The sequence below is a fragment of the Bradyrhizobium sp. OK095 genome, from assembly GCF_900109945.1.
GTDB lineage: Bacteria > Pseudomonadota > Alphaproteobacteria > Rhizobiales > Xanthobacteraceae > Bradyrhizobium.
This window is the reverse complement of record NZ_FOBX01000007.1, coordinates 142,081-166,363: the sequence shown is the minus strand read 5'-3', so window position 1 is coordinate 166,363 and position 24,283 is coordinate 142,081. Positions and strand designations below refer to the sequence as shown.

Annotated in this window: 25 protein-coding genes and 1 pseudogene; 12 read left to right on the top strand and 14 right to left on the bottom strand. The window is 63.6% G+C overall.

Features of this window, described 5'->3' with window-relative positions; genetic code table 11:
* Window positions 1–41: 41 nt before the first annotated feature.
* Window positions 42–1,286: a threonine ammonia-lyase gene (locus BMW89_RS19765; protein ID WP_092028669.1), complete on the top strand. Its 1,245-nt coding sequence runs from the start codon at window positions 42–44 to the stop codon at window positions 1,284–1,286.
* Between the two features lie 13 nt (window positions 1,287–1,299).
* Here the strand turns inward: BMW89_RS19765 and BMW89_RS19760 are convergent, their stop codons facing one another.
* From BMW89_RS19760 to BMW89_RS19740, 5 genes are all read right to left on the bottom strand, one after another.
* Window positions 1,300–2,478 carry an aminotransferase class V-fold PLP-dependent enzyme gene (locus tag BMW89_RS19760; RefSeq protein WP_092028920.1) on the bottom strand — a complete coding sequence of 393 codons (1,179 nt, stop codon included), beginning with the start codon at window positions 2,476–2,478 and terminating at the stop codon, window positions 1,300–1,302.
* 76 nt (window positions 2,479–2,554) lie between these two features.
* Window positions 2,555–3,139, bottom strand: coding sequence for a CAP domain-containing protein (locus tag BMW89_RS19755; protein WP_092028919.1), 585 nt, complete (start codon window positions 3,137–3,139; stop codon window positions 2,555–2,557).
* A gap of 69 nt (window positions 3,140–3,208) precedes the next feature.
* A complete protein-coding gene (locus tag BMW89_RS19750) occupies window positions 3,209–4,303 on the bottom strand; it encodes a serine/threonine protein kinase (protein WP_177196178.1) in 1,095 nt (364 codons plus the stop codon).
* 7 nt (window positions 4,304–4,310) lie between these two features.
* Complete coding sequence (trmFO, locus tag BMW89_RS19745) at window positions 4,311–5,738, bottom strand: methylenetetrahydrofolate--tRNA-(uracil(54)-C(5))-methyltransferase (FADH(2)-oxidizing) TrmFO (RefSeq protein ID WP_092028667.1); 1,428 nt, start codon at window positions 5,736–5,738, stop codon at window positions 4,311–4,313.
* Window positions 5,739–5,864: 126 nt separating this feature from the next.
* Entirely contained in the window at window positions 5,865–6,017 is a 153-nt protein-coding gene (locus BMW89_RS19740; protein ID WP_092028666.1) for a DUF1127 domain-containing protein, read from the bottom strand.
* Between the two features lie 644 nt (window positions 6,018–6,661).
* Between BMW89_RS19740 and BMW89_RS38430 the strand changes: the two genes are divergently transcribed.
* A complete protein-coding gene (locus BMW89_RS38430) occupies window positions 6,662–7,069 on the top strand; it encodes a hypothetical protein (protein WP_244547634.1) in 408 nt (135 codons plus the stop codon).
* A gap of 73 nt (window positions 7,070–7,142) precedes the next feature.
* On the opposite strand, the gene BMW89_RS19730 is transcribed toward BMW89_RS38430, so the two are convergent.
* Window positions 7,143–7,967 (bottom strand): lytic murein transglycosylase, encoded by an 825-nt coding sequence (locus BMW89_RS19730; protein ID WP_092028665.1) that lies wholly within the window; start codon window positions 7,965–7,967, stop codon window positions 7,143–7,145.
* Window positions 7,968–8,102: 135 nt separating this feature from the next.
* Entirely contained in the window at window positions 8,103–9,011 is a 909-nt protein-coding gene (locus tag BMW89_RS19725) for a DUF2189 domain-containing protein (RefSeq protein WP_092028664.1), read from the bottom strand.
* A gap of 335 nt (window positions 9,012–9,346) precedes the next feature.
* On the opposite strand from BMW89_RS19725, the gene BMW89_RS19720 reads away from it, so the two are divergent.
* Complete coding sequence (locus tag BMW89_RS19720; RefSeq protein ID WP_177196177.1) at window positions 9,347–9,742, top strand: DUF3597 domain-containing protein; 396 nt, start codon at window positions 9,347–9,349, stop codon at window positions 9,740–9,742.
* A gap of 51 nt (window positions 9,743–9,793) precedes the next feature.
* Here BMW89_RS19720 and BMW89_RS19715 read toward each other — a convergent pair whose 3' ends face one another.
* A complete protein-coding gene (locus tag BMW89_RS19715; RefSeq protein WP_092028662.1) occupies window positions 9,794–10,069 on the bottom strand; it encodes a GNAT family N-acetyltransferase in 276 nt (91 codons plus the stop codon).
* A 103-nt stretch (window positions 10,070–10,172) separates the two neighbouring features.
* On the opposite strand from BMW89_RS19715, the gene BMW89_RS19710 reads away from it, so the two are divergent.
* Entirely contained in the window at window positions 10,173–11,102 is a 930-nt protein-coding gene (locus BMW89_RS19710) for a tetratricopeptide repeat protein (protein ID WP_092028661.1), read from the top strand.
* Window positions 11,103–11,121: 19 nt separating this feature from the next.
* On the opposite strand, the gene BMW89_RS19705 is transcribed toward BMW89_RS19710, so the two are convergent.
* The 3 genes from BMW89_RS19705 to BMW89_RS19695 all read right to left on the bottom strand — a co-directional run bounded on the left by BMW89_RS19705 (window position 11,122) and on the right by BMW89_RS19695 (window position 12,378).
* Entirely contained in the window at window positions 11,122–11,397 is a 276-nt protein-coding gene (locus tag BMW89_RS19705; protein WP_092028660.1) for a GNAT family N-acetyltransferase, read from the bottom strand.
* Window positions 11,398–11,408: 11 nt separating this feature from the next.
* A complete protein-coding gene (locus BMW89_RS19700) occupies window positions 11,409–11,924 on the bottom strand; it encodes a DUF3828 domain-containing protein (protein WP_092028659.1) in 516 nt (171 codons plus the stop codon).
* A 91-nt stretch (window positions 11,925–12,015) separates the two neighbouring features.
* Window positions 12,016–12,378 carry a hypothetical protein gene (locus BMW89_RS19695; protein ID WP_092028658.1) on the bottom strand — a complete coding sequence of 121 codons (363 nt, stop codon included), beginning with the start codon at window positions 12,376–12,378 and terminating at the stop codon, window positions 12,016–12,018.
* Between the two features lie 178 nt (window positions 12,379–12,556).
* Here BMW89_RS19695 and BMW89_RS19690 point away from each other — a divergent pair, with 178 nt between their 5' ends.
* Together BMW89_RS19690 and BMW89_RS19685 are read left to right on the top strand one after the other, a co-directional pair.
* Entirely contained in the window at window positions 12,557–14,164 is a 1,608-nt protein-coding gene (locus tag BMW89_RS19690; protein WP_092028657.1) for an acyl-CoA synthetase, read from the top strand.
* Window positions 14,165–14,173: 9 nt separating this feature from the next.
* Window positions 14,174–15,037 (top strand): PCC domain-containing protein, encoded by an 864-nt coding sequence (locus tag BMW89_RS19685; RefSeq protein ID WP_092028656.1) that lies wholly within the window; start codon window positions 14,174–14,176, stop codon window positions 15,035–15,037.
* 117 nt (window positions 15,038–15,154) lie between these two features.
* Here BMW89_RS19685 and BMW89_RS19680 read toward each other — a convergent pair whose 3' ends face one another.
* A complete protein-coding gene (locus BMW89_RS19680; protein WP_092028655.1) occupies window positions 15,155–17,227 on the bottom strand; it encodes a DUF1217 domain-containing protein in 2,073 nt (690 codons plus the stop codon).
* 270 nt (window positions 17,228–17,497) lie between these two features.
* Here BMW89_RS19680 and BMW89_RS38425 point away from each other — a divergent pair.
* From BMW89_RS38425 to BMW89_RS19660, 4 genes and pseudogenes are all read left to right on the top strand, one after another.
* A pseudogene (locus tag BMW89_RS38425) lies at window positions 17,498–17,710 on the top strand (AAA family ATPase); the annotation flags it as partial.
* A 265-nt stretch (window positions 17,711–17,975) separates the two neighbouring features.
* On the top strand, window positions 17,976–18,545 hold the full coding sequence (locus tag BMW89_RS19670; RefSeq protein ID WP_092028654.1) for an SRPBCC family protein: 570 nt from the start codon (window positions 17,976–17,978) through the stop codon (window positions 18,543–18,545).
* A gap of 2 nt (window positions 18,546–18,547) precedes the next feature.
* Window positions 18,548–19,501 (top strand): YVTN family beta-propeller repeat protein, encoded by a 954-nt coding sequence (locus BMW89_RS19665; protein ID WP_092028653.1) that lies wholly within the window; start codon window positions 18,548–18,550, stop codon window positions 19,499–19,501.
* A gap of 120 nt (window positions 19,502–19,621) precedes the next feature.
* Window positions 19,622–19,849: a hypothetical protein gene (locus tag BMW89_RS19660; protein ID WP_092028652.1), complete on the top strand. Its 228-nt coding sequence runs from the start codon at window positions 19,622–19,624 to the stop codon at window positions 19,847–19,849.
* On the opposite strand, the gene BMW89_RS19655 is transcribed toward BMW89_RS19660, so the two are convergent.
* Window positions 19,846–20,496 carry an HAD-IA family hydrolase gene (locus BMW89_RS19655; protein WP_092028651.1) on the bottom strand — a complete coding sequence of 217 codons (651 nt, stop codon included), beginning with the start codon at window positions 20,494–20,496 and terminating at the stop codon, window positions 19,846–19,848. The two genes, BMW89_RS19660 and BMW89_RS19655, sit on opposite strands and share 4 nt — an antisense overlap.
* A 72-nt stretch (window positions 20,497–20,568) precedes the next feature.
* Here BMW89_RS19655 and BMW89_RS19650 point away from each other — a divergent pair, with 72 nt between their 5' ends.
* The gene (locus tag BMW89_RS19650) at window positions 20,569–20,790 is read left to right on the top strand and encodes a DUF433 domain-containing protein (protein ID WP_092028650.1); all 222 of its coding nucleotides are present in this window, start codon (window positions 20,569–20,571) and stop codon (window positions 20,788–20,790) included.
* A 3-nt stretch (window positions 20,791–20,793) separates the two neighbouring features.
* Window positions 20,794–21,144 (top strand): DUF5615 family PIN-like protein, encoded by a 351-nt coding sequence (locus BMW89_RS19645; protein ID WP_092028649.1) that lies wholly within the window; start codon window positions 20,794–20,796, stop codon window positions 21,142–21,144.
* A 28-nt stretch (window positions 21,145–21,172) separates the two neighbouring features.
* On the opposite strand, the gene uvrA is transcribed toward BMW89_RS19645, so the two are convergent.
* Window positions 21,173–24,148 carry an excinuclease ABC subunit UvrA gene (uvrA, locus tag BMW89_RS19640; protein ID WP_092028648.1) on the bottom strand — a complete coding sequence of 992 codons (2,976 nt, stop codon included), beginning with the start codon at window positions 24,146–24,148 and terminating at the stop codon, window positions 21,173–21,175.
* Window positions 24,149–24,283: the final 135 nt, after the last annotated feature.

The window sequence follows — 24,283 nt, the reverse complement described above, 5'->3', positions numbered from 1 at the left end:
TGGCTTATCGCCCGAGCCGGGCAAATGCTCTATGCTGTCCTATGGCTGAGTTGTCCCAAAGCATGTCGTCCGATCTCAGCGGCTTGCCGGTCGCGCCTCGCGACATTCATGCCGCCGCCGACACCATTCGCGGCGCGGTCGTCGAGACGCCCTGTAGCTACAGCCGCACGCTGAGCAACATCTGCGGCTGCGATGTCTGGCTGAAATTCGAGAACCTCCAGTTCACCTCCTCGTTCAAGGAGCGCGGTGCGCTCAACCGCCTCACCGCGCTGACGGCCGAGGAGCGTGCGCGTGGCGTCGTCGCGATGTCGGCGGGCAACCACGCGCAAGGCGTTGCCTATCACGCCAAGCGGCTCGGCATCCCCGCCACCATCGTGATGCCGGTCGGCACGCCCATGGTGAAGGTCGAGAATACCAGGCACCACGGTGCCGAGGTCGTGGTGACGGGCGCGACGCTGGAGGAGGCGGCCGCCTATGCGCGCAGCCACGGCGAAGCCCGTAGCATGATCTTCGTCCATCCCTACGATGATCCGCTTGTCATCGCAGGACAGGGCACCATCGGGCTGGAGATGATGAAGGCCGTGCCGGAACTCGACACGCTGATCGTCCCAATCGGTGGCGGCGGCCTCATCAGCGGCATCAGCATTGCCGCCAAATCGATCAAGCCGTCACTGCGGATTCTGGGCGTCGAGGCCTGGCTCTATCCCTCGATGTACAATGCCGTCCATGGTGGCAATCTGCCGGCGCGCGGCGATACGCTCGCCGAAGGCATCGCGGTGAAATCGCCGGGCAAGATCACCACCGAAATCGTCCGCCGCCTCGTCGACGACATTGCGCTGGTCAATGAAGCCGAGCTCGAACGCGCGCTCGCGACCCTGATCTCGATCGAGAAGACCGTCGTCGAGGGCGCCGGTGCCGCCGGCCTCGCAGCGCTGATGTCCGATCCTTCCCGCTTCGCCGGCCAGAAGGTCGGCCTCGTCCTGAGCGGCGGCAACATCGACACGCGACTGATTGCCTCCGTGCTCACGCGCGAGCTTGCGCGTGAGGGACGGCTGACGCAGCTGTCGCTCGACATCCCCGACCGGCCCGGCCAATTGGCTGCCGTCGCATCGCTGCTCGCCGAGGCGGGCGCCAACATTATCGAGGTCTCGCATCAGCGGACCTTCTCCGACCTGCCCGCCAAGGCAACGTTGCTGCAACTCGTCATCGAGACCCGCGACAGCGCGCATCTCGACGAGGTCATGGCCAAGCTCAGCGCATCCGGATTGAGCGCGCGCTGCACATGAGTGGCTCAGGTCGCTATAGCGGCGCCAAGCCCCCGATATGGCCGATCAGCCGGTCGATGTCGGCCTCCGTATTGTAGTAGTGCGGCGATGCCCGCACGACCGGTGGCAATGCGCGGACTTCGGCATCGATGCGGGTGCTTGCGGGATCTGACGCGCCGATCGTAATGCCGGCCGCAGCGGCACTGCTGACGATGGCCTTCGCCTCATACCCGTCCATCGTGAAGCTGATGATGGCGCCCGGCGCGCGGCCGAGGTCACGAATGGTGACGCCGCGAATGGCGGCGAGGCCGTTGCGAAGACGGTCTGCAAGCAAGCGGCAGCGCTGTTCGATTGGATCGAGGCCGATCGCGAGGGCATAATCGACAGCGACGCCGAGACCAAGCCGGGCTGCGTAATTGTTCTCCCAGGTCTCGAAACGGCGGGCGTCGTCGCGTAGTTGATAGGCGTCCCGCGAGACCCAGGGCGCAGCAAAATGGTCGATCATGGGCGGCTCGAGTTGTTGCAGCAGCGGTCGGCGGACATAGAGGAAGCCGGTCCCGCGCGGGCCGCGGAGGAATTTGCGCCCCGTGGCCGATAACATGTCACAGCCGACCGCTTCGACGTCGACCTCCATCTGGCCGACCGCCTGGCAGGCGTCGAGCAGATAGGGAATGCCGTGCGCACGCGCGATCTTGCCGACGGCGGCTGCGGGATTGACCAGCCCGCCATTGGTCGGAACCCAGGTGATGGCGATCAGTTTGACGCGCTCGTCGATCATGCGTTCGAGCGCGTGAACGTCAAGCTCGCCACTGGCATCGCTCGGCACCACGTCGATGATCGCACCTGTACGTTTGGCGGCCTGAAGAAAGGCGACATAGTTGGCGGCGTATTCCGCCTCGGCGGTCAGAATGCGGTCACCCTTGCGAAACGGAAGCGCGTAGAACGCCATCTGCCAGGCGATCGTCGCGTTCTCCATCAGTGCGATCTCGTCGGGCGCGGCATTGAGCAGGCGGGCCACGGAGCCGTAGACCGCTTCAAGGCGATCGGACTCGTGGTCGGCAGCGGCGTAACCGCCGATCTCGCTCTCCAGATCGATATGCCCTTTCATCGCCGTGACGACGGGCGTCGGCATGAGAGCGGCGCCCGCATTGTGGAGATATGCGAGTCGGGAGGCGGCCGGCGTGTCGGCACGAATTTGGTCGATGTTGATCAACAACGCCTCCATCTATCGCGATCTCTGCGCATGAATTAGACGCGTTGAGGAATGCGAACAAGATGTCCGGCAGCAATCAGATGCAGAGACCGAGCAGCTTGATGTGGCAGCCGCTGGATTTGGGCTTGCTGGTGGGCGCGGCCTCGCGCTTCACGGCGACCAGCGGCTCCCCGTCCTTCTTGCCTTTGCCCTTGTCCTTGCCTTTGGGCTCGTAGTCGCCGGCAATCACCATGGCCCAATAGGTGCGCTTGCCGCTGGCATTTTTGGCGCTGGCGATGCCGACGCGGGAGGCGTTGTGCAGCAGCAGGTTCTTGCGGTGCCCGGACGAGGCGATCCACTGACCCAGCGTCTTCTCGAAATTATCGTAGCCATAGGCGATGTTCTCGGCGGCGCGGCCGGCGCCGGCCGGTGCGACGCGGCGATTGAACGGACCGAGCGCGTCGTGGCTGAGATCATCCTTCGTCGCCATCGCCTTCGCCTGGTCCATGGCGATGCGGTCGAGGGTTGAATCGCGGACGACGCGGACTTCACCGTGCTTGAGGCGGAAGCTGGAGATCTGCTCGGCCGGGGATTCTGCCCTGGCGGGCGCGGCGGCCAGCATCAGAAGGCCGGCGATCAGGCCGCCAGCCACACGATGCGTTATCGTCCCCCGAGTGCCCATCATCCCGCCAGCCCGCGTTTGTGCGACCGCTTCTCCATCGCCAATGTGGACGCTTCAAGGCGTGGCCCGTCAGCTCGCCGGCAGGTCCGCCTCGAAATTGAAGCGGTCGCGCAGGTTCTTGCGCTGCTCCAGGATGTCCTTGAGGAAGGCGCGGTCCTGGTCGCTCTTCATCATCGGCTCGATCAGGTCGAGCTGGTTCATGGCAACCAGCTGGAGGATCTCGGTGCGCGGCTTGCCGCTGGTGTCACGCGGCAGCGCATGCACGACCTGGATGTGTTCCGGCGGTTTTGGACCTTTCGCAGCGGTCAGCTCGTTGCGGAGCTGGCCTTCGAGCGTGGCCTGATCCGCCTCGACGAAGGCGTAGAGCCCGACGCCGGAGCGGCGGTCGGCAAACGCGACGATGGCGGTGTCGCGCACGGCCGGGTTCTTGCGGATCAGTTCCGCCAGTACCGGCGCATCGTTGACCAGCCGGCGGCCACCGCCCTCGCGGTCGGTGAAGTTGAACAGGCCGCGCGTGATCGCGCGATAGACCTTCTTGCCGGTCGCAAGCCACAGGCTCGCGGCGAAGGACTTTTTGGCCAGGATTTTTCGCTCACGGGGCGTCAGCGCCTCCGGCGCATAGGAGCGCTTGTGCTTGAGCAGATGCCGGAGGTCTTCATAGGCGAGGATGCGATAGAGCCGGCCGCGGCGCTTGAAGCAGGCCGCAAGCTGGAAGTCGGTCACATAGGCGAGGCCGTCGCGGCCGAACAGCCAGTTCTGCTCCTTGGCAAGATCGTTGTGGCAGATGCCGGCGCGGCGCAACCGGCGCAGCGCCACCTTGGCCGAGCGGAAATAGGCGAGGTCGCCATGCGGTTTTGCCAGATGCAGCGCGACGCCGTCGACGAAGCCGCGCGCCAGCGCGCGACGGCCAGCCCACAGCAGCTCGGGGCCGACGTTCAGGCCTTTGGCGAGCACGAGCGCGTGCTTCTCGCGCGCGAACAGATGGCGCGCCAGCAGGAATGACCACCACGGCACTTCATCGAGCCGGCGCAGCACGGCGTCGACCTCGCCGCCATCGCCGCGGAAGCGGCCGCGCTCGACGGTCGAGAACACGTCGCGCTTGAGCAGCACGCCCTCGGTCCAGCGCGCCGACAGGGTTGCGGCGTCGTCTTTGGGAAGGTTCATCGAAAACTCACGCGGCGGCGGCAATGCGCAAATGATCGGCGATCCAGCGATCGAGATCGGCCAACGCCAGCGCGCTCATCGCCTGCTTCTTGGCCACCGTCTTCTCGTTGCCGCGCAGGCGCGTGCCGTCCGGCTTCTTGGTCGGGGCGCTTGCGAGCGGCGGGAACAGGCCGAAATTGATGTTCATCGGCTGGAACGAGCGCGTGCCCGGCTCGATGATCTCGATATGGCCGCCGGTGATGTGGCCGAGCAGCGACCCGAGCGCTGTCGTGCCCGGAGGACACGCCAGCGTTTCGCCGCGCACGTCGGCTGCGGCATAGAGGCCGGCGATCAGGCCGACGCTCGCGGACTCCACATAGCCCTCGCAGCCCGTCATCTGGCCGGCGAAGCGCAGCCGCGGCTGGGCGCGCAGGCGCAGCTGGCTATCGAGCAGCTTTGGCGAGTTGAGGAAGGTGTTGCGATGCAGGCCGCCGAGGCGGGCGAATTCGGCGTTCTGCAAGCCGGGAATGGTGCGGAAAATGCGCTGCTGCTCGCCGTATTTCAGCTTCGTCTGGAAGCCGACGATGTTGTAGAGCGTGCCGAGCTTGTTGTCCTGGCGCAGCTGCACGATCGCGTAGGCCTTCGTCGTGGGATCGTGCGGATTGGTGAGGCCGACCGGCTTCATCGGACCGTGACGCAGCGTCTCAGGGCCGCGCTCCGCCATCACCTCGATCGGCAGGCAGCCGTCGAAATAGGGCGTGTTGGTCTCCCACTCCTTGAATTCGGTCTTCTCGCCTGACATCAGCGCGGCGACGAAGCCTTCATACTGCTCCTTGTTCATGGGGCAGTTGATGTAGTCGGCGCCGGTGCCGCCCGGGCCGACCTTGTCGTAGCGCGACTGGAACCACGCCACCGACAGGTCGATGGACTCGCGGTGCACGATCGGCGCGATCGCGTCGAAGAAGGCGAGCGCGTTCTCGTCGGTCAGCTCGCGGATGGCGTCGGCCAGCGGCGCGGAGGTGAGGGGGCCGGTGGCAACGATGACGTTGCCCCAGTCGGCCGGCGGCAGGCCTGCGATCTCGCCGCGGGCGATCTCGATGAGGGGATGGTCGTGCAGCGCCTTGGTGACGGCCGCCGAGAAGCCGTCGCGGTCGACCGCCAGTGCGCCACCTGCGGGCACCTGGTTGGCATCGGCCGCGCGCATGATGAGCGAGCCGAGCCGGCGCATCTCCGCATGGAGCAGGCCGACGGCGTTGTTGGCGGCGTCGTCCGAACGGAACGAATTGGAGCAGACTAGCTCGGCGAGCCCGTCGGTGCGGTGCGCCTCGGTCATGCGGTCCGGCCGCATCTCGTGCAGCACCACGGGTACGCCGGCTTTCGCCACCTGCCAGGCGGCTTCGGAACCGGCAAGGCCGGCGCCGATGACGTGCACGGTATTAGATTGGAGTCCTGTCATGGGGCGGACAGGTAGCGCTTTTCGGCGGCCAGTGAAATCGCCGAGATCGAGTTTTCTGCCGCTGAAAACGACAGCGCCCGCACGAGGCGGGCGTCATCGGTTCGACCGGTTAAGGACTGAACGATATCAGCCCTGATACTGACCGGCGGCAACGCGCGGGATGTCCGAGCGATCGAGGCCGATGTCGGCCAGTTCGCGATCGCTGAGCTGGGACAGCTCGGCAACATTGCGCTGATAGTCGCGGAAAGCCTGAACCATACGGATAAGCGAGAGCAGCATTGGTAGTCTCCTGTAGTTCGATTCAACCCTTGCCCGGGCCTCATCGTTGAAATGAATATAGATGAGAGTGGTGCAGTGCGAAAGTTCCGATGTTGCGATGCAGCTAAGCGGTCAACGCATGGCATCGGTAAGGACCGATTAACCTGTTGGCAGTCCTGCCCAACAGCTGGGCGGAAGCCCCCGCGTATTGCAATAAAAGGCCGTGAAATCACGGGTTTATGGCAATGCGTGCGGTTCCGATGAGGGTGGAAATAGGTTACGTTCTCGTGACCCGCAAGGCGATGTAGCAGCTTGTAAGCCCAAGTCTCGCATGCGCGAATCGCATGAGCCGTCATTTGTAAGAGTGAGTAATTATTCATAATATGAGATCGGTTCCGACTCGCGAGGGAAAAGGTGCCGACCGCGATTCGCCGAGCTGGCGCTGGCGGGATCCATCGTGGTGGCCGGGCGAAAGCCGGATATGCCGGTCTACCCACGGAGGCGCATGTGCGCCGTCGCGCGGGCGCTGGCCATACGCGGATCGCGAGGCTCATTGCGCGCGTGGTCTCGCCCCAGATCGACCGGCATGAATCGTTGGTGCGCTGCACGCACGCCGAACGTGCAAAGCATGATTACAAAGTTGTAATGAAAATCAGAAATTTCGCATGCGGCTCTGCGCCGTGCGCAACATCACGCAATTCTCGCGGGGAATTTATTGCGGCAAGTTGCCGCGTCGGCAGCAAAGTCGTGTCGCAGATTCCGGCAATGTCGCTGGTGCTGTCCAAGAACAAGAGAAGGAAAGTAACATCATGACGAAGTTACTCGGGGTTATCGCAATTGCCGCCGTCGCATTCGCCGTCGCGCCGGCCCAGGCTGCCAAGCACACCATGGGCGGTTGCAGCGGGGCCAATCTGGAGAAGACGGAGAGTGCGATCGAGGCCATGGCCGATGGCGACAGCAAGTGGGTCGCCGAAAAGGAGATCACGGCTGCGCAGGACTCGCTGCTCAACGGTAAAATGGGTGTGTGCGGCATGCACCTGAACAAGGCGATGCACGCCACCATGGCCAAGTAAACGGGTAGGTAACGCAATCCAAGAGAGGGCCGGTCGCCGGGCGATCGGCCCTACGCGTTTTGCCGAACGCTATTTAAGGGGCGCGTGCAAGCTGGGTGGCGAAGTAGGCGATGGTCTTGGAGTAGACCTCGCTCTTGTTCCACTGCTGGATCACCGCAAAATTCGGAGCGCCAGGCTGCCAGTCCTTGCCCTTCTGCCAGCCGTAGCCGGCGAGGTAATTGGCGGTGGAGGCGAGCACGTCGGGCGCATTGTGCAGCAGGTCGCGCTTGCCGTTGCCGTCGAAATCGACGGCATATTTCATCCAGGACGAGGGCATGAACTGGGTCTGGCCGAGCTCGCCGGCCCAGGCGCCCTTCATGTCGGCGGGCGCGAGATCGCCGCGCTGGACGATGCGCAGCGCATCCATCAGCTCGCCGCGAAACTGCTCGGAGCGGCGGCAGTCATAGGCCAGCGTCGCCAGCGAGCGGATGGTTGCGAACTTGCCGGTGTTGACGCCGAAATCGGTCTCGAGCCCCCAGATTGCGACCAGCACCTCGCCGGGCACGCCATAGGTCTGCTCGATGCGCGACAGCACCGAGCCGTATTGCTTCATCATGTTGGAGCCGCGCGTCATCCGCGGCGGCACCATGCGGCCGGAAAACTCCTCGAAGGTCTGGGTGAAGACCTTTTGCGACTTGTCACGGTTGAGCACGCCCTGGTCGAGCGTCACACCGGCGAGCCCCGATGCAATGGCCTGCTGCGAGACGCCCTTGGCGGCGGCGTCGGTTTTGAAGTCCGCAAGCCAGGCGTCGAAATTGCCCGAGCTACAGGCAACAGTCGCGAGAGCTGGCTGGGCGGACAGGATTGACGCGGAGAGGGCGAGGGCTGCGAGAGCGAGACGAGAAATCGTCGGGGTCATTCGAGTAAATTGATTCCGTGAAGTGGTCTGGCCGGCGCGGCAATCTTGATTGTAACCGCGGCCAAAGCAAGGCGTATGACAGTGCGAAATCCTGCCCGGGGCCGTACCCGGGCAAGATCGCATGTCACGAGTTCGTCAGGCGTCCGTCCGATTCCGCCACGGGAAGAGGTTGGCGGGGAAGTCGGCGGCCGGCTTGCGCGGGCGATGCGGCGGGGGCGGCACCGGACGTGCACCGGGATCGGAGACGATCACCTTGCGGTAGAGATGCCAGGTGGCGTGGCCGAGCAGGGGGATGACGACGGCGAGGCCGAGGAAGGCCGGGATGGTGCCCAGCGCCAGCAGCGCCGCCACGATCAGGCCCCAGGCCGCCATCGGCACCGGGTTCTTGGCGACGACGCGCAGCGACGTCACCATCGCCTCGAACGCGCCGGCATGTCGGTCGAGCATCAACGGGAACGAAACGGCGCTGATGCAGAGCGCGGCAAGTGCGAACAGGAAGCCCGTGCCACAGCCGACCACGATCAGCCACCAGCCCTGCCGGGTGGTCAGCACGCGCGTCATGAAATCCGAGATCCCGGACGCCCCCTCATAACCGAACGCCGCGACATAGATCGCCTGCGCAGTTGCAACCCAGGTCACGAACAGGGCGAGCAGCAGCGTGCCGAGGCCGAGCATGGCGCCGAACGATGGCGAGCGCAGCACCTCCATGGCATCCCAGGCGCTGGCCTCTTCATAGCGTTCGCGCCGGCTGGAGAGTTCATAAAGACCGAGTGCCGCAAATGGGCCGATCAGGGCAAAGCCGGCGGCCAGCGGAAACAGCAACGGCAGCACCGAATAGCCCATCGCTATGCGCGCGATCACGAGGCCCAACACGGGATAGATCACACAGAGGATAATGGCGTGGCTCGGAACCGCCTTGAAATCCTCCCAGCCGCGCTTGAGCGCGTCGTGCAGGTCGGACAGTTGGATGGTGCGGATGACAGGTCCAGCCGTATCAATGGGCTGGCCTACAGTGGGGACATTGCCCTGGTAGAGTGTGGCCATCGTCGCTAGCTCCCTTGCCGGGCAGCCGAATCCGGCGCCGGCAAACGGCGCAAGCGGCCGCTCTTCTCTGAGTTTCGCGATTCCAACCAGACGCGAATTCCGGACGGGCTCGCGAGTTGAGCGCAGAGGCTACTCCCAATTCCGAGTCCTGTCCCTCACGCTTGGGTGAAATTCGATGCCGCGGTGCAACCTCGAATATGTCATTCGGCCGTCATTTCGCCGCAGATAAGCTGATGCTGGTTATGGGTTCGCAGAACTCCGCGGGCGCAACGCAGAAACTTCGTCTATAAGTGCCACTCAAGGCCCTTCCAACGGATCCTTTTCGGGGAGCAGACATGAGCATTTTCGGGAAAATTATGGGCGCGATCTTCGGCAGCAGTCCTGCTTCCGCCGCACCCGCAGGCAGCGCACCGTCGCCCGGCGCGCCCGCAGGGAGCGCGCCGTCGTCGGCACCCGGCGCGGCCCCCGCCGCGACCGTGGACGTCGCGGCCATCGTCGACAAGCTGGTCGCTGCCCAGAAGGAGAAGCTGGAGTGGCGCACCTCGATCGTCGACCTCATGAAGGCGCTCGACATCGACTCCAGCCTTGCCGCGCGCAAGGACCTCGCCAAGGAGCTCGGCTACAGCGGCGACATGAACGACTCGGCCAGCATGAACGTCTGGCTGCACAAGCAGGTGATGTCCAAGCTCGCCGCCAATGGCGGCAAGCTGCCGCCGGAAATCAAGCACTGACCGACCTCTAGGTCGTTGCCAAGGGCCCGCGCTTGCGCGGGCCCTTTTGCGTCAGGCGACGAGGTCCGCATCCTCCGGATGCTTGTCGAGATAGTCGACGACGAAGCCGCAGCCGGCGATCACCTTGTTGCCGTCGCGGCGGATCAAGTCCAGCGCACCCTTGACCAGTTCGGAGGCGATGCCCCGGCCGCGCAGCGCGCGCGGCGTCTCGGTGTGGGTGATGATCACGGCCGAGGGCGTCAGCCGGTAATTGGCGAAGGCAAGCTCGCTGCCGACATCGAGCTCGAAGCGGCTCCTGTCCTTGTTGTCGCGTACCGATGCCGCCATGCAAGATCCTTCCGAAGCGCTGCGTGTTCCTGATCTAGGCGCCTGAACCGGCGCTTGCCAAGGTGCGACCAAGAGAGGTTGCCGCAGGGGAGATATCCGGAAAATGCGTGTCCCGCTCAGCCTCATGGCGTTGCTTGCCGCGCTTGCCTTCACGAGCCCGGCTGCGGCCGAAGGCGGTCCGGCCTGGGAGGCCTGCGTTGGACTGACCAGCTCGCCGGACGAGCGGGTCAAGGCCTGCTCGACCGTGATCGATACCAAGAGCGAGACAGGCCGCAGGCTCGCCGGCGCCTATTGCAACCGCGGCTATGGCCTCACCGAGAAGCGCGAGCTCGACGCCGCGCTATCCGATCTCGACGAAGCCGTCAGGCTCGATCCGGCCTATGCCTGCGCCTACAACAACCGCGGCCGCGTCTACAGCTTCAAGCGCGACTATGATCGCGCCATCGCCGACTACGACCGGGCCATCGAGCTCGATCCGGCGCTCGCACTGGCCTACAACAATCGCGGCGAGTCCCGCTTCAACAAGAGCGATCTCGACGGCGCCTTTGCCGACTTCGACGCCGCGATCAAGCGCGATCCCAACTATGCCATGGCCTACGCCAATCGCGGCCTGATGTCTTACCGCAGGCACGACATGGCGCATGCGCTCGCCGACTACAGCATGCGGATCAAGCTTGCTCCGGATCTGATTGGCTATATCGACCGCGGCAACGTTTATCGTGACAGCGAGCAGCTCGACCGCGCCGCCGCCGATTATGGCGAGGCAATCCGCATCGCGCCGACCGACGCGCGCGGCTGGCGCAATCGCGGCATGATCCGGCTCTTCCAGGGCGACACCAAGGGCGGCCTTTCCGACTACGACAAGGCGCTGCAATATGATCCGTCTGATGTGTTCTCGTGGAGCAACCGCGGCCAGGCCCGCTTGCGGCTCGGCGACAAGCAGGGCGCGATTGCCGATTTCAGGAAGGCCTTGGAGTTGAAGCCGGGCTTGCAGACGGCGCAGGAACAGCTGAAGAGGCTTGGGGCGCTGTAGCTCCTCGCAATGACGGAGGTTAGAGCTTCACCAGATCCTGATACTCCGGATGCTTCTCGATCCACGCCTTCACGAAAGGGCATTCCGGGATCAGCTTCAATCCGGCGGCGCGAACCTGATCGAGCGCGCCTTGCACGAGCTTTCCGCCGACGCCCTTGCCACCGAGCTCCTTCGGCACGTCGGTGTGTTCGAACGTGATGAATTTGCCGTCGAGCTTGTAATGCTCGGTCGCAAGATGGCCCTCGACCTCCAGCTCGAAGCGGTGATGGGCCCTGTTGTCGATGATTTCGCTCATGTCGTCTCCGGTCAGCTCTTCAGCGAATCCGTCAGCATCTTGCGGATCGACCAGGCTTCGCCGTCGGATGAGCCCTTGATGTCGTCGATCCGCCAGCCATTGGCTTCGCGCACGAAGTCGTAACGCATGATCTGATCAGCGGGTTTGCGGTCGTTGCGGTGGCCGGTGATGGTCACCGCGATGATCGCCTTGTCGGCCTCCATCTTCTCCGCGTCAACCTTGAACGATTTGACGTCCGGTTCCTGCGAATTGGTGACCGGATCAAAATCGATCGGCCCGACGTCGCCCTTCGGCGTATGCGCGTCCGCCTTGGCCCACAGCCCGTTCAGTGCCTTGGAGAGATATTGCGCCTTGGCCGCCTTGGTCTCGATGACGAAGGCGCCGCCGCCATCGCCTTTGCCCTTGGCCGCGCGGGTGTAGATCGCGGTCAGGATGGTGACGGGATCGCTCGCGGCGGGCATCACGGCGAATGCCGGGGAGGCCGTGGCAAGCAGAGAGGCGGCGACGAAGGTGCGACGGGTGAGCATGGATTGTCCCTGAGATGACGGCGTGCGACGCAAGGCCCGAGCGGCCGGCGTCAGCGCGTATCTCTGTAGACCGATGTGCAGGCCGTCCGGTTCAATCGGTCGCTTTGGCGAGCCTGGAATCTTCCACCTGCGGCTGCGGGTGGAGGCAGCCTTGGCAGATGACGAGGGAGCGGTTGACCTTGGCGTCCCGCTCGGCCTCGATGCCGTCCTGCGCTTGCCACCATTCCTTCGAATAGGGCGCAAGTCCGGCTTGCGACCTGTTGCGCTCGGAGCCAGCTGCGGCGCGCATTGCACGCGAGGGCCCGGAACGCGGTTGATTGGGATTCTCGCCGGCGCCGTCCCAGGCATAGCGCGCAGGCTTGAAGGCGGGATCGGAGGCGAGATGCGCTTGCGGGGCCACGGCACATCCACCGAGCGCCAGCGACAACAGGAGGAAGGCGGGCGCTTTGACCATGATGCGGCACTCTGTACGCGAGAACTGATGAAGGTTGCGCCGATCATGTTTAAGATTCCTTGAACGAGCGGATGGTTCCGCTCTCGCCACCGGCCTTGCGATGCCGCAGGCGATCGCGATAAATGGGCTGCAATGAGCGGGTGGCTCGTGCGCCATCCGCACCCGAAGAGGAAGCCCCATGCAGCCACTGCGCATGTCCCGCCGCGTCATGAATCTCGCTCACATGCTGACCCAGAATGCGCGGCGGCATGGCGCGCGTCCCGGTTTCGTCTGGGGTGACAGATCCTGGACGTGGCACCAGATCGATGCGCAGGTTTCGGCGCTGGCCGCGGCGCTCGCCGCACGCGGCATCGCGAGGGGGGACCGCATCCTCGTCCATTCCAAGAATGGCGACGAGATGTTCTTCTCGATGTTCGCCGCGTTCCGGCTCGGCGCGGTCTGGGTCCCCACCAATTTCCGCCTGATGCCCGATGAGGTCACCTATCTCGCCGAGGCCTCGGGCGCGAAGGCGTTTCTGTGCCACGTCGATTTTCCCGAGCATGCAGCGGCCGTGAGCGGCGGCGCGCTGGAATTCACCTGGAGCCTCGACGGCGAGGCCGCGTTCGGCGAGCGCTCGGTGGCGGACGCTATCGCGTCGCAGGCAGGCCGCGTGGTCGAGAATGTTGCCGTGGAGCACGACGATCCCTGCTGGTTCTTCTTCACCTCCGGGACCACGGGCCGTTCCAAGGCCGCGGTGCTGACCCACGGCCAGATGGGCTTTGTCGTCACCAATCATCTTGCCGATCTCACCCCCGGCGTGACCGAAGCGGATGCCTCGCTGGTGGTGGCGCCGCTGTCGCATGGCGCCGGCGTGCATCAGTTGGTGCAGACCGCGCGCGGCGTGTGCACCGTGCTGCTGCCGAGCGAGAAATTCGACATTAGCGAGGCGTTCCGCCTGATCGAGGCGCATCGGGTCAGCAATCTCTTCACGGTGCCGACGATTTTGAAGATGATGGTCGAGCACCCCGCGGTCGACAAATACGATCATTCCTCGCTGCGTCACGTGATCTATGCGGGCGCGCCGATGTATCGCGAGGATCAGAAGACCGCGCTGAAGAAGCTCGGCAAGGTCATCGTGCAGTACTTTGGATTGGGCGAGGTCACCGGCAACATCACGGTGCTGCCGGCGGCGCTGCACGATCCCGAGGACGGCCCGCATGCCAAGATCGGCACCTGCGGCTTCGAGCGCACCGGGATGCAGGTCTCGATCCAGGACGACGAGGGCCGCGAGCTCAAGGCGAACCAGAGCGGCGAGATCTGCGTGATCGGCCCTGCGGTGCTTGCCGGCTACTACGACAACCCTGAAGCCAACGCCAAGGCATTCCGCAACGGCTGGTTCCGCACCGGCGATCTCGGCCATATGGACGAGGAGGGGTTTGTCTACATCACGGGCCGCGCCTCCGACATGTACATCTCCGGCGGCTCCAACATCTATCCGCGCGAGATCGAGGAGAAGATTTTGACGCATCCCGCGATCGGCGAGGTCGCCGTGCTCGGCGTGCCCGATGCGACCTGGGGCGAGGTCGGAATCGCCGTCTGCGTCGCGCGCGACGGCGAGACACCGGTGAGTGAGGCCGAGATGGCGGCGTTCCTGTTGCCGAAGGTGCCGCGCTACAAGATGCCGAAACGGTTCTTCTTCTGGGAAGCGCTGCCGAAATCCGGCTATGGCAAGGTGCCGAAACGCATGGTGCGTGACGAGCTCGAGGCGCGCGGGCTGCTCGATCTCGACAAGACCAAGACGGGCTGAGCGGACGTGATGCGGAATATCAAGCAGCCGGGCGCGCCCGTCGCCGAACGCATCCAATGGGTGGAGGCGAGGGGACGCGCCTTCTCTTTCACGCTCCAAGCAGGTCTGCCGCTGCTCGAAGCCGTACGCCGCGGTTTTGCCGCGGAAGGTTTTGCGAGTGGCGTGCTGAGTTTCGGCCACGGTACGCTTGGGCCGTTTGCCTATGTCATGCCGGCGCTGTCGAAGACCGGCCAGAATGCGGCGTTCTACAGCGATACTTATCGGCCCATGGGTGTAACGCGCACGAGGCTCGGAAGCATGACGCTCGGCATGCGCGACGGTGCGCCGTTCTTTCATTGCCATGGGCTTTGGACCGAGGCGGACGACAAGACGAGCGGCGGCCACATGATGCCGGACGAGACTGTTGTCGCCGAACCTTTTGCTGTGGAGGCCTTCGGGATCGATGGTGCAATGTTCACGGCTGATCCTGATCCCGAGACCAACTTCAAGCTGTTCGGCCCGGTCGCGGCCGCGAGCAACGGAGCGCGCACGACGACTCGCGCCTTCGCGTTACGGCTGCGGCCCAATCAGGATTTCGCCGGTTGCCTTGAACAGTTCTGCCGTACGCGCGGCATCTCGCGCGCGAAGATTCACGGCGGCGTCGGCTCCACCATCGGCGCGCGCTTCGCCCATGGCGGCGTGACCGAGCCGTTCGCGACGGAGCTCGCGATAACAGCCGGCACGATTGCGCCCGGCGGCTCGTCCGGCGCGCTGGAGGCTGTGCTCGAGGTTGCCCTGATCGACTACACCGGCGGCATTGCCGAGGGCCGTCTGATCCGTGGCGACAATCCCGTGCTGATGACCATGGAACTGGTGCTCGAGGTGTTGGGCTAAAGCATGATCCGGAAAAGTGCGAAGCGGTTTTCCGAAAAGATCATGCGCAAACAACAACCTAAAGCGCGATGACGATTCATCCCAATCTCATCGCGCTTTAGTTTCTGCGAGCGATCATCAGCGAACACCTAGCTTGGCAATGGCCAGGTACGTCGCGTCACTTATGCCTGAGCTCGATCCCTGAAAGAGGTTGAGCAAGGGCGATTGGCCCTGACCGGTACTCTGGCTGTTTCTGATGTCATACATGGCGGAGAAACGGTTCAACAGCTTCTCAACCTTCGCGGGATCGGACAGGTCCTTGATCTTCATGAATCTGTCCACGAACTTGGCTTGTTGATCGATCGGCATCGCCGCCATCGCATCCGGCAGATCGAAAGTGGTTCTGAACACCTCCGAAAGAGCCTTGTCGGCAAGGATGTCGTATGCGGACGTGATGTCCCCTGCCTTTCGCTGGAAATATAGCGCCAGGCGCACGCCGGGATTCGTATCCCCCTGCTGCTGCTCAAGGCTTTGCTCGAGATAGTTCGATTGTGTTTCCCGGAATTGATCTCGCTTCTGGGGACCCATCATCGGAAGACGCGCGACGTCGCCCTTACTGTCGAAATTGAACGACGCGACGATCTCGGCATAGCGAGGATCGCTCTGCGTGTTCGCGAAGCTCTTGGGATTGTTCAGATCTGAAGCGAAGATCTTCGTGAGGAAATCGGTGCTGACCTTCCTGGGGTCCAAACCCTTGGCCAGGAGAATCAAATCGACCATCGGCCTGTTTGCAAGAAGATCGGAAACACTCTCAATGCCTGCGATCGCCCCCTGATAATCCGTCGCATCCTGCGTGGCTTGTGCCCGTACTGCCTTCTGCTGCTGAGGGGTCGCCGTGCTTGCGCTCTTCACCGCTTGAATGACGTAGGCCTGCGCAATCTGGAGGACCTCGGCAGAGTCCTGCGCCACCAGGGGGGTGGTCAGATTGCCCTTTGCATCGAAGTTGAAGGCATGGGCGAGCTGAACGTATCGATCGTCCTTGAGAGTATACACGTAGCTTTTGGGATCGCTGAGGTCGCTTTCGAGGACGGCCTTGATGGTGGCCTGCGAGACCTTTTCGGGATCGAGGCCGACGGCGCCCAGCGCGAAATTATACACGCCCGGTGTCGACACGAACGCCTGGACCGAATTGATCTTGAGGAGGTCCGTCCTGAATTGGTTGATCGCTACGGCTTCGAAGATCGGGCTTGCCGCCGAATAGACGGCGGCCTTGCTGTCGTCGAACTGCTTTTTCGTCAGTGCGACATTTGCGGCAGTCTGCGCAGGTACACCTGCGGGAAGCGATCCATCGGGCGAAAACTCGAACGCGCCGGCCAAGCCTACAAACCCGCCAATCGTCGCTATCTGGTCGTTGAGACCGGAGATGCTTTTCGTAGATAATTCCAGGTGATACTTTTCGACCAGGATCTGAACGTTCAACTGGGGCACGTCGGCGCCCGGCTGCGATAGTTGGGTGGTGTAGTCGGTGATCTTCAGGTTTGCGGCGCTGGCATCTGATTGAGCCTGAGCAAGCTGGGCGTTGAGGCCGCTCAATTGAGAAGTGAAGGTGGTGTTGACGTAGCTGTTCGGATCGGATGGATCGCTGCGCAGGACCTGGCTGATCGTAGCAGCCGGCCACTTGCTTTGATCAATCCCGTATGCCGAATAGACGTAGTTGCGGAGACGGTCGTTGTTCAGGAGCTGGTCTGCGCTGCTGATATTGCCGATTGTGGCGCTGTAGTAATTCGAGTCGTCTGTTGCTGCATCGACCTGGCTCTTCTTGGTCGCCGTGTACAGACCGATCATCTCATCGGTTTGGGTCCCTGATTGCGCAACCGGCGTTGCACTGCCGTTGAAGGAAAATGCCGCGGCAAATTCCCGGTAACGCGGATCCACCAGCTTGTTGACGAAGCTTTTTGGGTCGGTGAGATCGCTCTCCAGCACCTTTTTCATGAAAGCCTTGGCGTATGCCATGTCGTCCAGGCCATATGCCTTCGTTGCATAGTGATACAGTCGATAATCCTTCATAAAATCGTCGACGGTCTTCACCTTGCCGATGTTGGCTTTGTAATAGGCGGCCTCTCGCGCCACGTCCGGTTGCTGTTCAACTTTCGTCAGGGACTGCTGGAGATTGCGCGTGATGTAGTTGTAACCGAAATACGTTGATACCATCGCGCATTCCTCGCGGGCTTTACGGTCCCGGACGTCCGTCAATCATTGCCGGGGTCGCGAGGTGGGGGCTGACCTCATGTCAGCAAGCGGTCTCGTAGCTAGGTTTTCCTGGGGCGATTCTGGCCCACAATCTTCGATTTTAGTGTTCGTCCAAGCGACGCATATTGAGTCTGTTTCGATTTGTTTCTGTATGTTTCTCAGGTGCGGCTTTCGTGAAGATTGTGTTCCTGTTATGTTCTTGTCAAAAGATCGATCGGGGCGAGTTGAAAGCTGGGCACGAGCCGAAGAAGCGGTCGAACGATCAACCTTCCGGCGCCGCCCTACCTGAAGCGAGTCTGGCTCGCCCCGTCGCAAGTTCGCGATCGCGAGGCTTATCCGTTTTGCCTGCCGATCTTTCCGGATGATTTCGAGCTCAACTTCGAGGCCGCCATCACGATCATCGTCGGAGAGAATGGCACCGGGGAGTCGACGATCTGCGCGGGTTCGTGGAGGCGACGCTGGCGGAATGATCGAGAGAAGTGACGGACATTCGCTCTCTCCGTCGTCGTTGCTTTGCTGCGCTCGCAATGACGGAGTATGTGGCATCAGCTCAGTCTCAATCTACGGACGATCCCGTTCGTACGACCGAGGTCAGCTCCTCCGCCGCAACGTCGCCACGAACGGGTCTCCCCTCGGCCCTAAAATGCGCTACCATGATCCCAGCGCGCCTCAAGTCGCGCACGATCAATGAGACGCATGAGGAAACGAGATGAGGGTGACGATTGGACGGCGCACGGTCGTGGCTGCAGCGCTGACGGCTGCGGGCGCGGCGGTTTTGACGGCGGCTTTTGCCCCGGTTTGGGCGCATGGGCCGACCCGGCAGAAGGTGCGGGAATCCATCGAGATCAACGCAGCGCCAGCCAAGGTGTGGGCGGCGATCGGCAATTTCCAGGACATGAGCTGGCTGCCGCCGGTGACCAAGACCGAGGGCGACAAGGGCAATGAGATCGGCGCGACACGCAAGCTGACGCTGACGGGCGGCGCCACCGTCGACGAGGAGCTCTACAAATTCGATGCGGCCGCCATGACCTATTCCTACCGGATCACGACCGTGGACGTGAAGGTACTGCCAGTCACCAACTATTCCTCGACGCTGACGGTGACGCCGAGTGCTGACGGCAAGGGCTCGACGCTGGAATGGGCCGGCGCGTTCTACCGCGGCTTTCCCAACAACGATCCGCCGCCGGAGCTGAGCGACGAGGCCGCCAAGACTGCGGTGAGCGGCCTCTACAAGACCGGTCTCGAGGCGCTGAAGAAGAAGATCGAGAGCGGAAGCTGACCGTGCGGACTCTGGTCCTGGCGGCGCTCGCTGCCAACCTTTGCGCTGCCGGTTTCGGCAGCGCGTGCGCCGAGGAGGCGTTCGTCACCAACCAGCTCAGCGACAATCTGATGGTCGTGGACCTCGCGACCGCGCGTAGCGTGGCAACCATCCCGATCGGCGGCAAGCCGGCCGGCGTCGCAGTCAGCGCGGACGGACGCTTTGCCTATGTGACCAGCCCCGATGCCAAGGCGGTGACGGTGGTGGACGCGGCCACGCGGCAGGTCGCGGGGCGGATCGATGTCGGCGGCGGGCCGCTCGGCATTGCGGTGGCGCCCGATGGCAAGACGGTCTATGTCGCGGACTGGTATGCGGCGGCGGTGCGGGTGATCGATACAGCCACGCGCAGCTTCACAGGCAGCATCGCGGTCGGGGCCTCGCCATCGGGGCTTGCGGTGACGCCTGATGGAAGACTGCTGCTCTCGGCGGACCGCGACGATGACGGTGTTTCGGTGGTGGACACTGTGACTCGCGAGCGCAAGGCGATCATCAAGGTGGGCACCCGTCCGTTTGGCGTCACCATCGATGCCGAGGGCAGGCGCGCCTACACCGCCAATGTCGGCTCCGACGACGTCTCCGTGATCGACATTGCCGCTGGCACCGAGATCGCCCGCGTGCCGGTCGGGATGCGTCCCTATGCGGTGGCGCTGACGCTGGGCCGCGGCTTCGTCACCGACCAATATGGCGGCACCGTCAGCGTGTTCGACCTCGCGACGCTGAAGCCGGTCAAGCGCATCAATGTCGGCGACTATCCCGAAGGCATCGCCGCCACCGCCGACGGCAAGCGCATCATCGTCGCCTGCTGGGAGAGCAACACGCTGGATATCATCGACGCTGCCGAGCTGAAGAAGATCGGCGAGGTCAAGACCGGCGACGGCCCGCGCGCGTTCGGGGCGTTCTTGCGCAGGACGGAGTAGGGGGCCACGGCACCAATCACAATCCGCGCATCGAACCGGATGTCGCGCTGAGCCGACAGATGCTATCCACGATTGTTGTCATGCGCCGACTTGCGAGCGGCGGAAGTGGAGACGTGTCTGATGGAAAAATGGGTGGTTGAGCTTGCGCTGTCCTGGTTGCCGTTTCTCGTGCTGATCGGGGTGTGGTTCTGGTTCTCGCGGCGGGCCGGAATGCAGGCTCGCAGCAAGTCGGGCGTGAGCCTGATCGACCTCTACGAGCAGCAGCTCGCCGAGAACCGGCGGATGAACGGCTATCTGGAGCGGATCGCGCTCTCAATGGAGAAGCACGAGCCGCCGCGCAGCAGCTAGGTCGGCGTCGGCTCCCTGACGTTCGACAGCAGCACCGGCGCAACGTCGTCGATGCGTTCGAAAACAAGGTCCGGCGCAAGCGCCCGCAACGCCGCCGGCGCCGCATAGCCCCAGCACACCGCGCCGCAGGCAATCCCCACGGCCCGCGCCGCCTCGATATCGCGGACCTCGTCGCCGATCGCAATGACCTTGCCCGGTGCGACCCCCGCGCGCCGGATGACCCGGCGGAATTTCGCGGGCTTGCCGAACACCGACGCCGAGCAGTCGAAATGCGCGAACAGCGCGGCGGTCGGCCCAAGCTTCTCGCGCGCATTGGCTTCGCTGTCGGATGTCACCAGCGCAAGCTGCACGCCGCTTCCGGCCAGCGTTCGCAGCATCGTCTCGACGCCCGCAAACAGCGATATCTCCGCCGCGGCTTGCGCCTTCAACCGCCGTGCATGCCGCGCGATCGCCGGCAGCTTCCACAGCGGCACTTCGAGGCGAGAGAGGATCTCGCGCGTCGAGGCATGCCGCAGCCCCTCGACGTCCTCATCCCGCACGCGGCGAAAGCCGAAGCGGTCGGCGACATCGTTGATGGTGCGCAGGAACCACGGAAAGCTGTCGGCCAGCGTGCCGTCGAGATCGAAGATGGCAAGGGAGTAGGGCATGGGGGAGGGTTTTGGAGTTCGCTGACAAACGCGATATCGCGTGCTATTATCGGGTAGAGTTCGAGGACAGCCATGCGGCACGAGCGAATTGAAATCAACCCGGTGATCATGGACGGCAAGCCCGTGATCCGCGGGACGCGTGTGCCGGTCGAATTGGTGTTGCGCGAGCTGGGCGCGGGTATGACCGCCGAGGCCATCATCTCGGAGCACCCGCGGCTTACTCCAGATGATATTCGGGCAGCGCAGGCCTTCGCGGCCGACTATTTGGCTGACGAAGACATCATTTATCGCTGAATCGTGCTTTGGCTCGCGGACGAGTGCGTCGCGGCCTCCCTGGTGCGGGGGCTTCGCGGTGCCGGTCACGATGTGCGCTACATCGCCGAATTTGCTGCCAGCCTGGGCGATGTGGCGGTTATTGCGCTGGCGTCCCGGGAAGGACGTCTTCTCCTCACCGCTGACAAGGATTTCGGCGAGCTTGTCTTTCGCCGCGGGCAAGCCGTTCCGGGCTTGATCCTTCTGCGCATCGATCCGGAAAATCGAGAACTTGCGAAGGCACGGCTACTGGAGGCCATCGCCGAGTTCGGGCAGGGACTCTTCGGGCGTTATATCGTGATAGATGAGGTCCGTTTTCGATCTCGTCTCCTATAAAGTGGCGGAGAACCGTGGCGGCAGCGCGTTACTCCGCCGCCTCGCTCGTGCTCCGCCGCTTCGGCTTCCTTGCCTTCTTCAGCACCGGCGCCAAAAACTTCCCCGTATAGCTCCGCGGTGCCTTTGCGATATCTTCCGGCGGGCCCCACGCCACGATCTCGCCGCCGCCGTCGCCGCCTTCGGGGCCGAGGTCGATGACCCAGTCGGCGGTCTTGATGACTTCGAGATTGTGCTCGATGACGACGACCGTGTTGCCCTGGGCGACCAGCTCGTGCAGCACCTCCAGCAGCTTCTTGACGTCGTGGAAGTGCAGGCCGGTGGTCGGCTCGTCCAGGATGTAGAGCGTGCGGCCGGTGGCGCGTTTTGACAGTTCTTTTGCCAGTTTGACGCGTTGCGCTTCGCCGCCCGACAGGGTGGTCGCCTGCTGGCCGACGTGGATGTAGTCGAGGCCGACGCGGTGCAGCGTCTGGAACGTCTCGCGCACGCGCGGCACCGCCTTGAAGAAGTCGGCGGCTTCCTCGACGGTCATGTCGAGGACGTCGGCGATGCTCTTGCCCTTGAACAGCACTTCGAGCGTCTCGCGGTTGTAACGCTTGCCCTTGCAGACGTCGCAGGTGACGTAGACGTCTGGCAGAAAGTGCATCTCGATCTTGATGACGCCGTCGCCCTGGCAGGCCTCGCAGCGGCCGCCCTTGACGTTGAAGGAGAAGCGGCCGGGCTCGTAGCCGCGCGCCTTGGCTTCGGGGAGCCCTGCAAACCATTCGCGGATCGGCGTGAAGGCGCCGGTATAGGTCGCAGGGTTGGAACGCGGGGTGCGGCCGATCGGCGACTGGTCGATGTCGATGATCTTGTCGATATGCTCGAGACCCTCGATGCGATCGTGCGGCGCTGCGCCTTCGCTGGCATTGTTCAGCTTGCGCGCGATGGCCTTGTAGAGCGTGTCGATCAGCAGCGTCGACTTGCCGCCGCCGGAGACACCGGTGACGGCGGTGAACAGGCCGAGCGGAATTTCCGCGGTAACGTTCTTGAGGTTATTGCCGCGCGCGTTGACCACCTTGATGGTGCGGCGATGGTTCGGCGGACGCCGCTCGGGCACCTCGACCTCGAGCTCGCCGGTCAGGTATTTTCCGGTCAGCGATTTCGGGTTGCTCATGATCTCGGCGGGCGTGCCCTCGGCGACGATGTGGCCGCCATGCATGCCGGCGCCGGGGCCGATGTCGAGCACGTAGTCGGCGAGGAGAATGGCGTCCTCGTCGTGCTCGACAACGATCACCGTGTTGCCGAGGTCGCGCAGCCGCTTGAGGGTGTCGAGCAGGCGCGCATTGTCGCGCTGGTGCAGGCCGATCGAGGGCTCGTCCAGCACGTAGAGCACGCCCGTGAGGCCCGAACCGATCTGCGAGGCCAGGCGGATGCGCTGGCTCTCGCCGCCGGAAAGCGTCCCGGAGGAACGCGCGAGGGTGAGGTAATTGAGGCCGACGTCGAGCAGGAAGGTCAGGCGCTCGCGGATTTCTTTCAGGATGCGGCCGGCGATCTCGTTCTGCTGTGCATTCAGCGCATCAGGTACGGTCTCGAACCATTCGCCGGCACCCCTCACCGACATCTCCGAGATCTCGCCGATATGCTTGCTGCCGATCTTGACGCAGAGCGCCTCGGGCTTGAGCCGGAAACCGTTACAGCCTCCGCAGGGCACGTCGTGGAAATACTTTGACAGTTCCTCGCGCGCCCACTCGCTTTCCGTTTCGCGATAGCGGCGGTTGATGTTGGTGATGACGCCTTCGAACGGTTTTTTGGTGTCGTAGGAGCGGACGCCGTCCTCGTAGGAGAACTTGATCTCGTCCTCGCCGGAGCCATGGAGGATCGCGTCTTTCGTCTTCTTCGGCAGATCCTTCCATTTGGCGGTCAGCGTGAACTTGTAGTGTTTGCCGAGCGCGGTCAGCGTCTGCACGTAGTAGGGCGACGACGACTTGGCCCAGGGCGCGATCGCGCCCTTGCCAATCGCGAGCTCCTTGTCGGGGATAACGAGGTCCTCGTCGACGTGCTGCTCGACACCAAGGCCGCCGCAGGCGGGGCAGGCGCCGTAGGGGTTGTTGAACGAGAACAGTCTGGGCTCGATCTCCGGAATGGTGAAGCCGGAAACCGGGCAGGCGAATTTTTCCGAGAACAGGATGCGCTCGGGGCCGCTCTTGTCGTGGATTTTTGCGGTCTTCTTCTTTTCTTCGGCAGGCGCCGCCGCCGGCGCGTCGGCGTATTCCACCACGGCGAGGCCCTCGGCGAGCTTCAGCGCAGTCTCAAAACTTTCGGCGAGGCGCTGGCCGATATCGGCGCGCACCACGATGCGGTCGACGACGACGTCGATGTCGTGCGGGAATTTCTTGTCCAGCGTTGGCGCTTCCGCAAGCTCATGGAAGGTGCCGTCGATCTTGACGCGCTGAAAGCCTTTCTTGAGCCATTCGGCGAGCTCCTTGCGGTACTCGCCCTTGCGGCCGCGCACGACCGGCGCGAGCAAATAGAGGCGCGTGCCTTCCGGCAGCGCCAGCACGCGGTCCACCATCTGCGAGACGGTCTGGCTCTCGATCGGCAGGCCGGTGGCGGGCGAATAGGGCACGCCGACGCGCGCCCACAAGAGGCGCATGTAGTCGTAGATCTCGGTGACGGTGCCGACGGTCGAGCGGGGATTCTTCGAGGTCGTCTTCTGCTCGATCGAGATCGCCGGCGACAGGCCGTCGATCTGGTCGACGTCAGGCTTCTGCATCATCTCCAGGAACTGGCGTGCATAGGCCGACAGCGATTCGACGTAGCGGCGCTGGCCTTCGGCATAGATGGTGTCGAAGGCGAGCGAGGATTTCCCGGAGCCGGAGAGGCCGGTGAACACCACAAGCTTGTCGCGGGGAATCTCGACGTCGACGTTCTTGAGGTTGTGCTCGCGCGCGCCGCGGATCGTAATTGCGTGCCGGCTGGAGCCTGCGTTCTGCTGTTGGCGCTTCGCCTTGATCACTTCATCCATCCGGGTTGCCCTCAAGGAATCCCAAAGGTGCGCGATCGCGCCAACATAAAGGCGCGCTTCGCCCGGAACCGGGATCGGCGCCGATGGGGTTGTCAGCGAACGTAGGAAGAACGGGGGCAGATTTCCAGTGGGACT

Bases quoted from the DNA above. Each gene is read 5' to 3' on its own strand.
- BMW89_RS19765 (WP_092028669.1), top strand. From the start codon at position 42: ATGGCTGAGTTGTCCCAAAGCATGTCGTCCGATCTCAGCGGCTTGCCG.
- BMW89_RS19755 (WP_092028919.1), bottom strand. From the start codon at position 3,139: ATGGGCACTCGGGGGACGATAACGCATCGTGTGGCTGGCGGCCTGATC.
- BMW89_RS19750 (WP_177196178.1), bottom strand. From the start codon at position 4,303: ATGAACCTTCCCAAAGACGACGCCGCAACCCTGTCGGCGCGCTGGACC.
- trmFO (WP_092028667.1), bottom strand. From the start codon at position 5,738: ATGACAGGACTCCAATCTAATACCGTGCACGTCATCGGCGCCGGCCTT.
- BMW89_RS19740 (WP_092028666.1), bottom strand. From the start codon at position 6,017: ATGCTGCTCTCGCTTATCCGTATGGTTCAGGCTTTCCGCGACTATCAG.
- BMW89_RS38430 (WP_244547634.1), top strand. From the start codon at position 6,662: ATGCGGCTCTGCGCCGTGCGCAACATCACGCAATTCTCGCGGGGAATT.
- BMW89_RS19730 (WP_092028665.1), bottom strand. From the start codon at position 7,967: ATGACCCCGACGATTTCTCGTCTCGCTCTCGCAGCCCTCGCCCTCTCC.
- BMW89_RS19725 (WP_092028664.1), bottom strand. From the start codon at position 9,011: ATGGCCACACTCTACCAGGGCAATGTCCCCACTGTAGGCCAGCCCATT.
- BMW89_RS19720 (WP_177196177.1), top strand. From the start codon at position 9,347: ATGAGCATTTTCGGGAAAATTATGGGCGCGATCTTCGGCAGCAGTCCT.
- BMW89_RS19715 (WP_092028662.1), bottom strand. From the start codon at position 10,069: ATGGCGGCATCGGTACGCGACAACAAGGACAGGAGCCGCTTCGAGCTC.
- BMW89_RS19710 (WP_092028661.1), top strand. From the start codon at position 10,173: ATGCGTGTCCCGCTCAGCCTCATGGCGTTGCTTGCCGCGCTTGCCTTC.
- BMW89_RS19705 (WP_092028660.1), bottom strand. From the start codon at position 11,397: ATGAGCGAAATCATCGACAACAGGGCCCATCACCGCTTCGAGCTGGAG.
- BMW89_RS19700 (WP_092028659.1), bottom strand. From the start codon at position 11,924: ATGCTCACCCGTCGCACCTTCGTCGCCGCCTCTCTGCTTGCCACGGCC.
- BMW89_RS19695 (WP_092028658.1), bottom strand. From the start codon at position 12,378: ATGGTCAAAGCGCCCGCCTTCCTCCTGTTGTCGCTGGCGCTCGGTGGA.
- BMW89_RS19690 (WP_092028657.1), top strand. From the start codon at position 12,557: ATGCAGCCACTGCGCATGTCCCGCCGCGTCATGAATCTCGCTCACATG.
- BMW89_RS19685 (WP_092028656.1), top strand. From the start codon at position 14,174: ATGCGGAATATCAAGCAGCCGGGCGCGCCCGTCGCCGAACGCATCCAA.
- BMW89_RS19680 (WP_092028655.1), bottom strand. From the start codon at position 17,227: ATGGTATCAACGTATTTCGGTTACAACTACATCACGCGCAATCTCCAG.
- BMW89_RS19670 (WP_092028654.1), top strand. From the start codon at position 17,976: ATGAGGGTGACGATTGGACGGCGCACGGTCGTGGCTGCAGCGCTGACG.
- BMW89_RS19660 (WP_092028652.1), top strand. From the start codon at position 19,622: ATGGAAAAATGGGTGGTTGAGCTTGCGCTGTCCTGGTTGCCGTTTCTC.
- BMW89_RS19655 (WP_092028651.1), bottom strand. From the start codon at position 20,496: ATGCCCTACTCCCTTGCCATCTTCGATCTCGACGGCACGCTGGCCGAC.
- BMW89_RS19650 (WP_092028650.1), top strand. From the start codon at position 20,569: ATGCGGCACGAGCGAATTGAAATCAACCCGGTGATCATGGACGGCAAG.
- uvrA (WP_092028648.1), bottom strand. From the start codon at position 24,148: ATGGATGAAGTGATCAAGGCGAAGCGCCAACAGCAGAACGCAGGCTCC.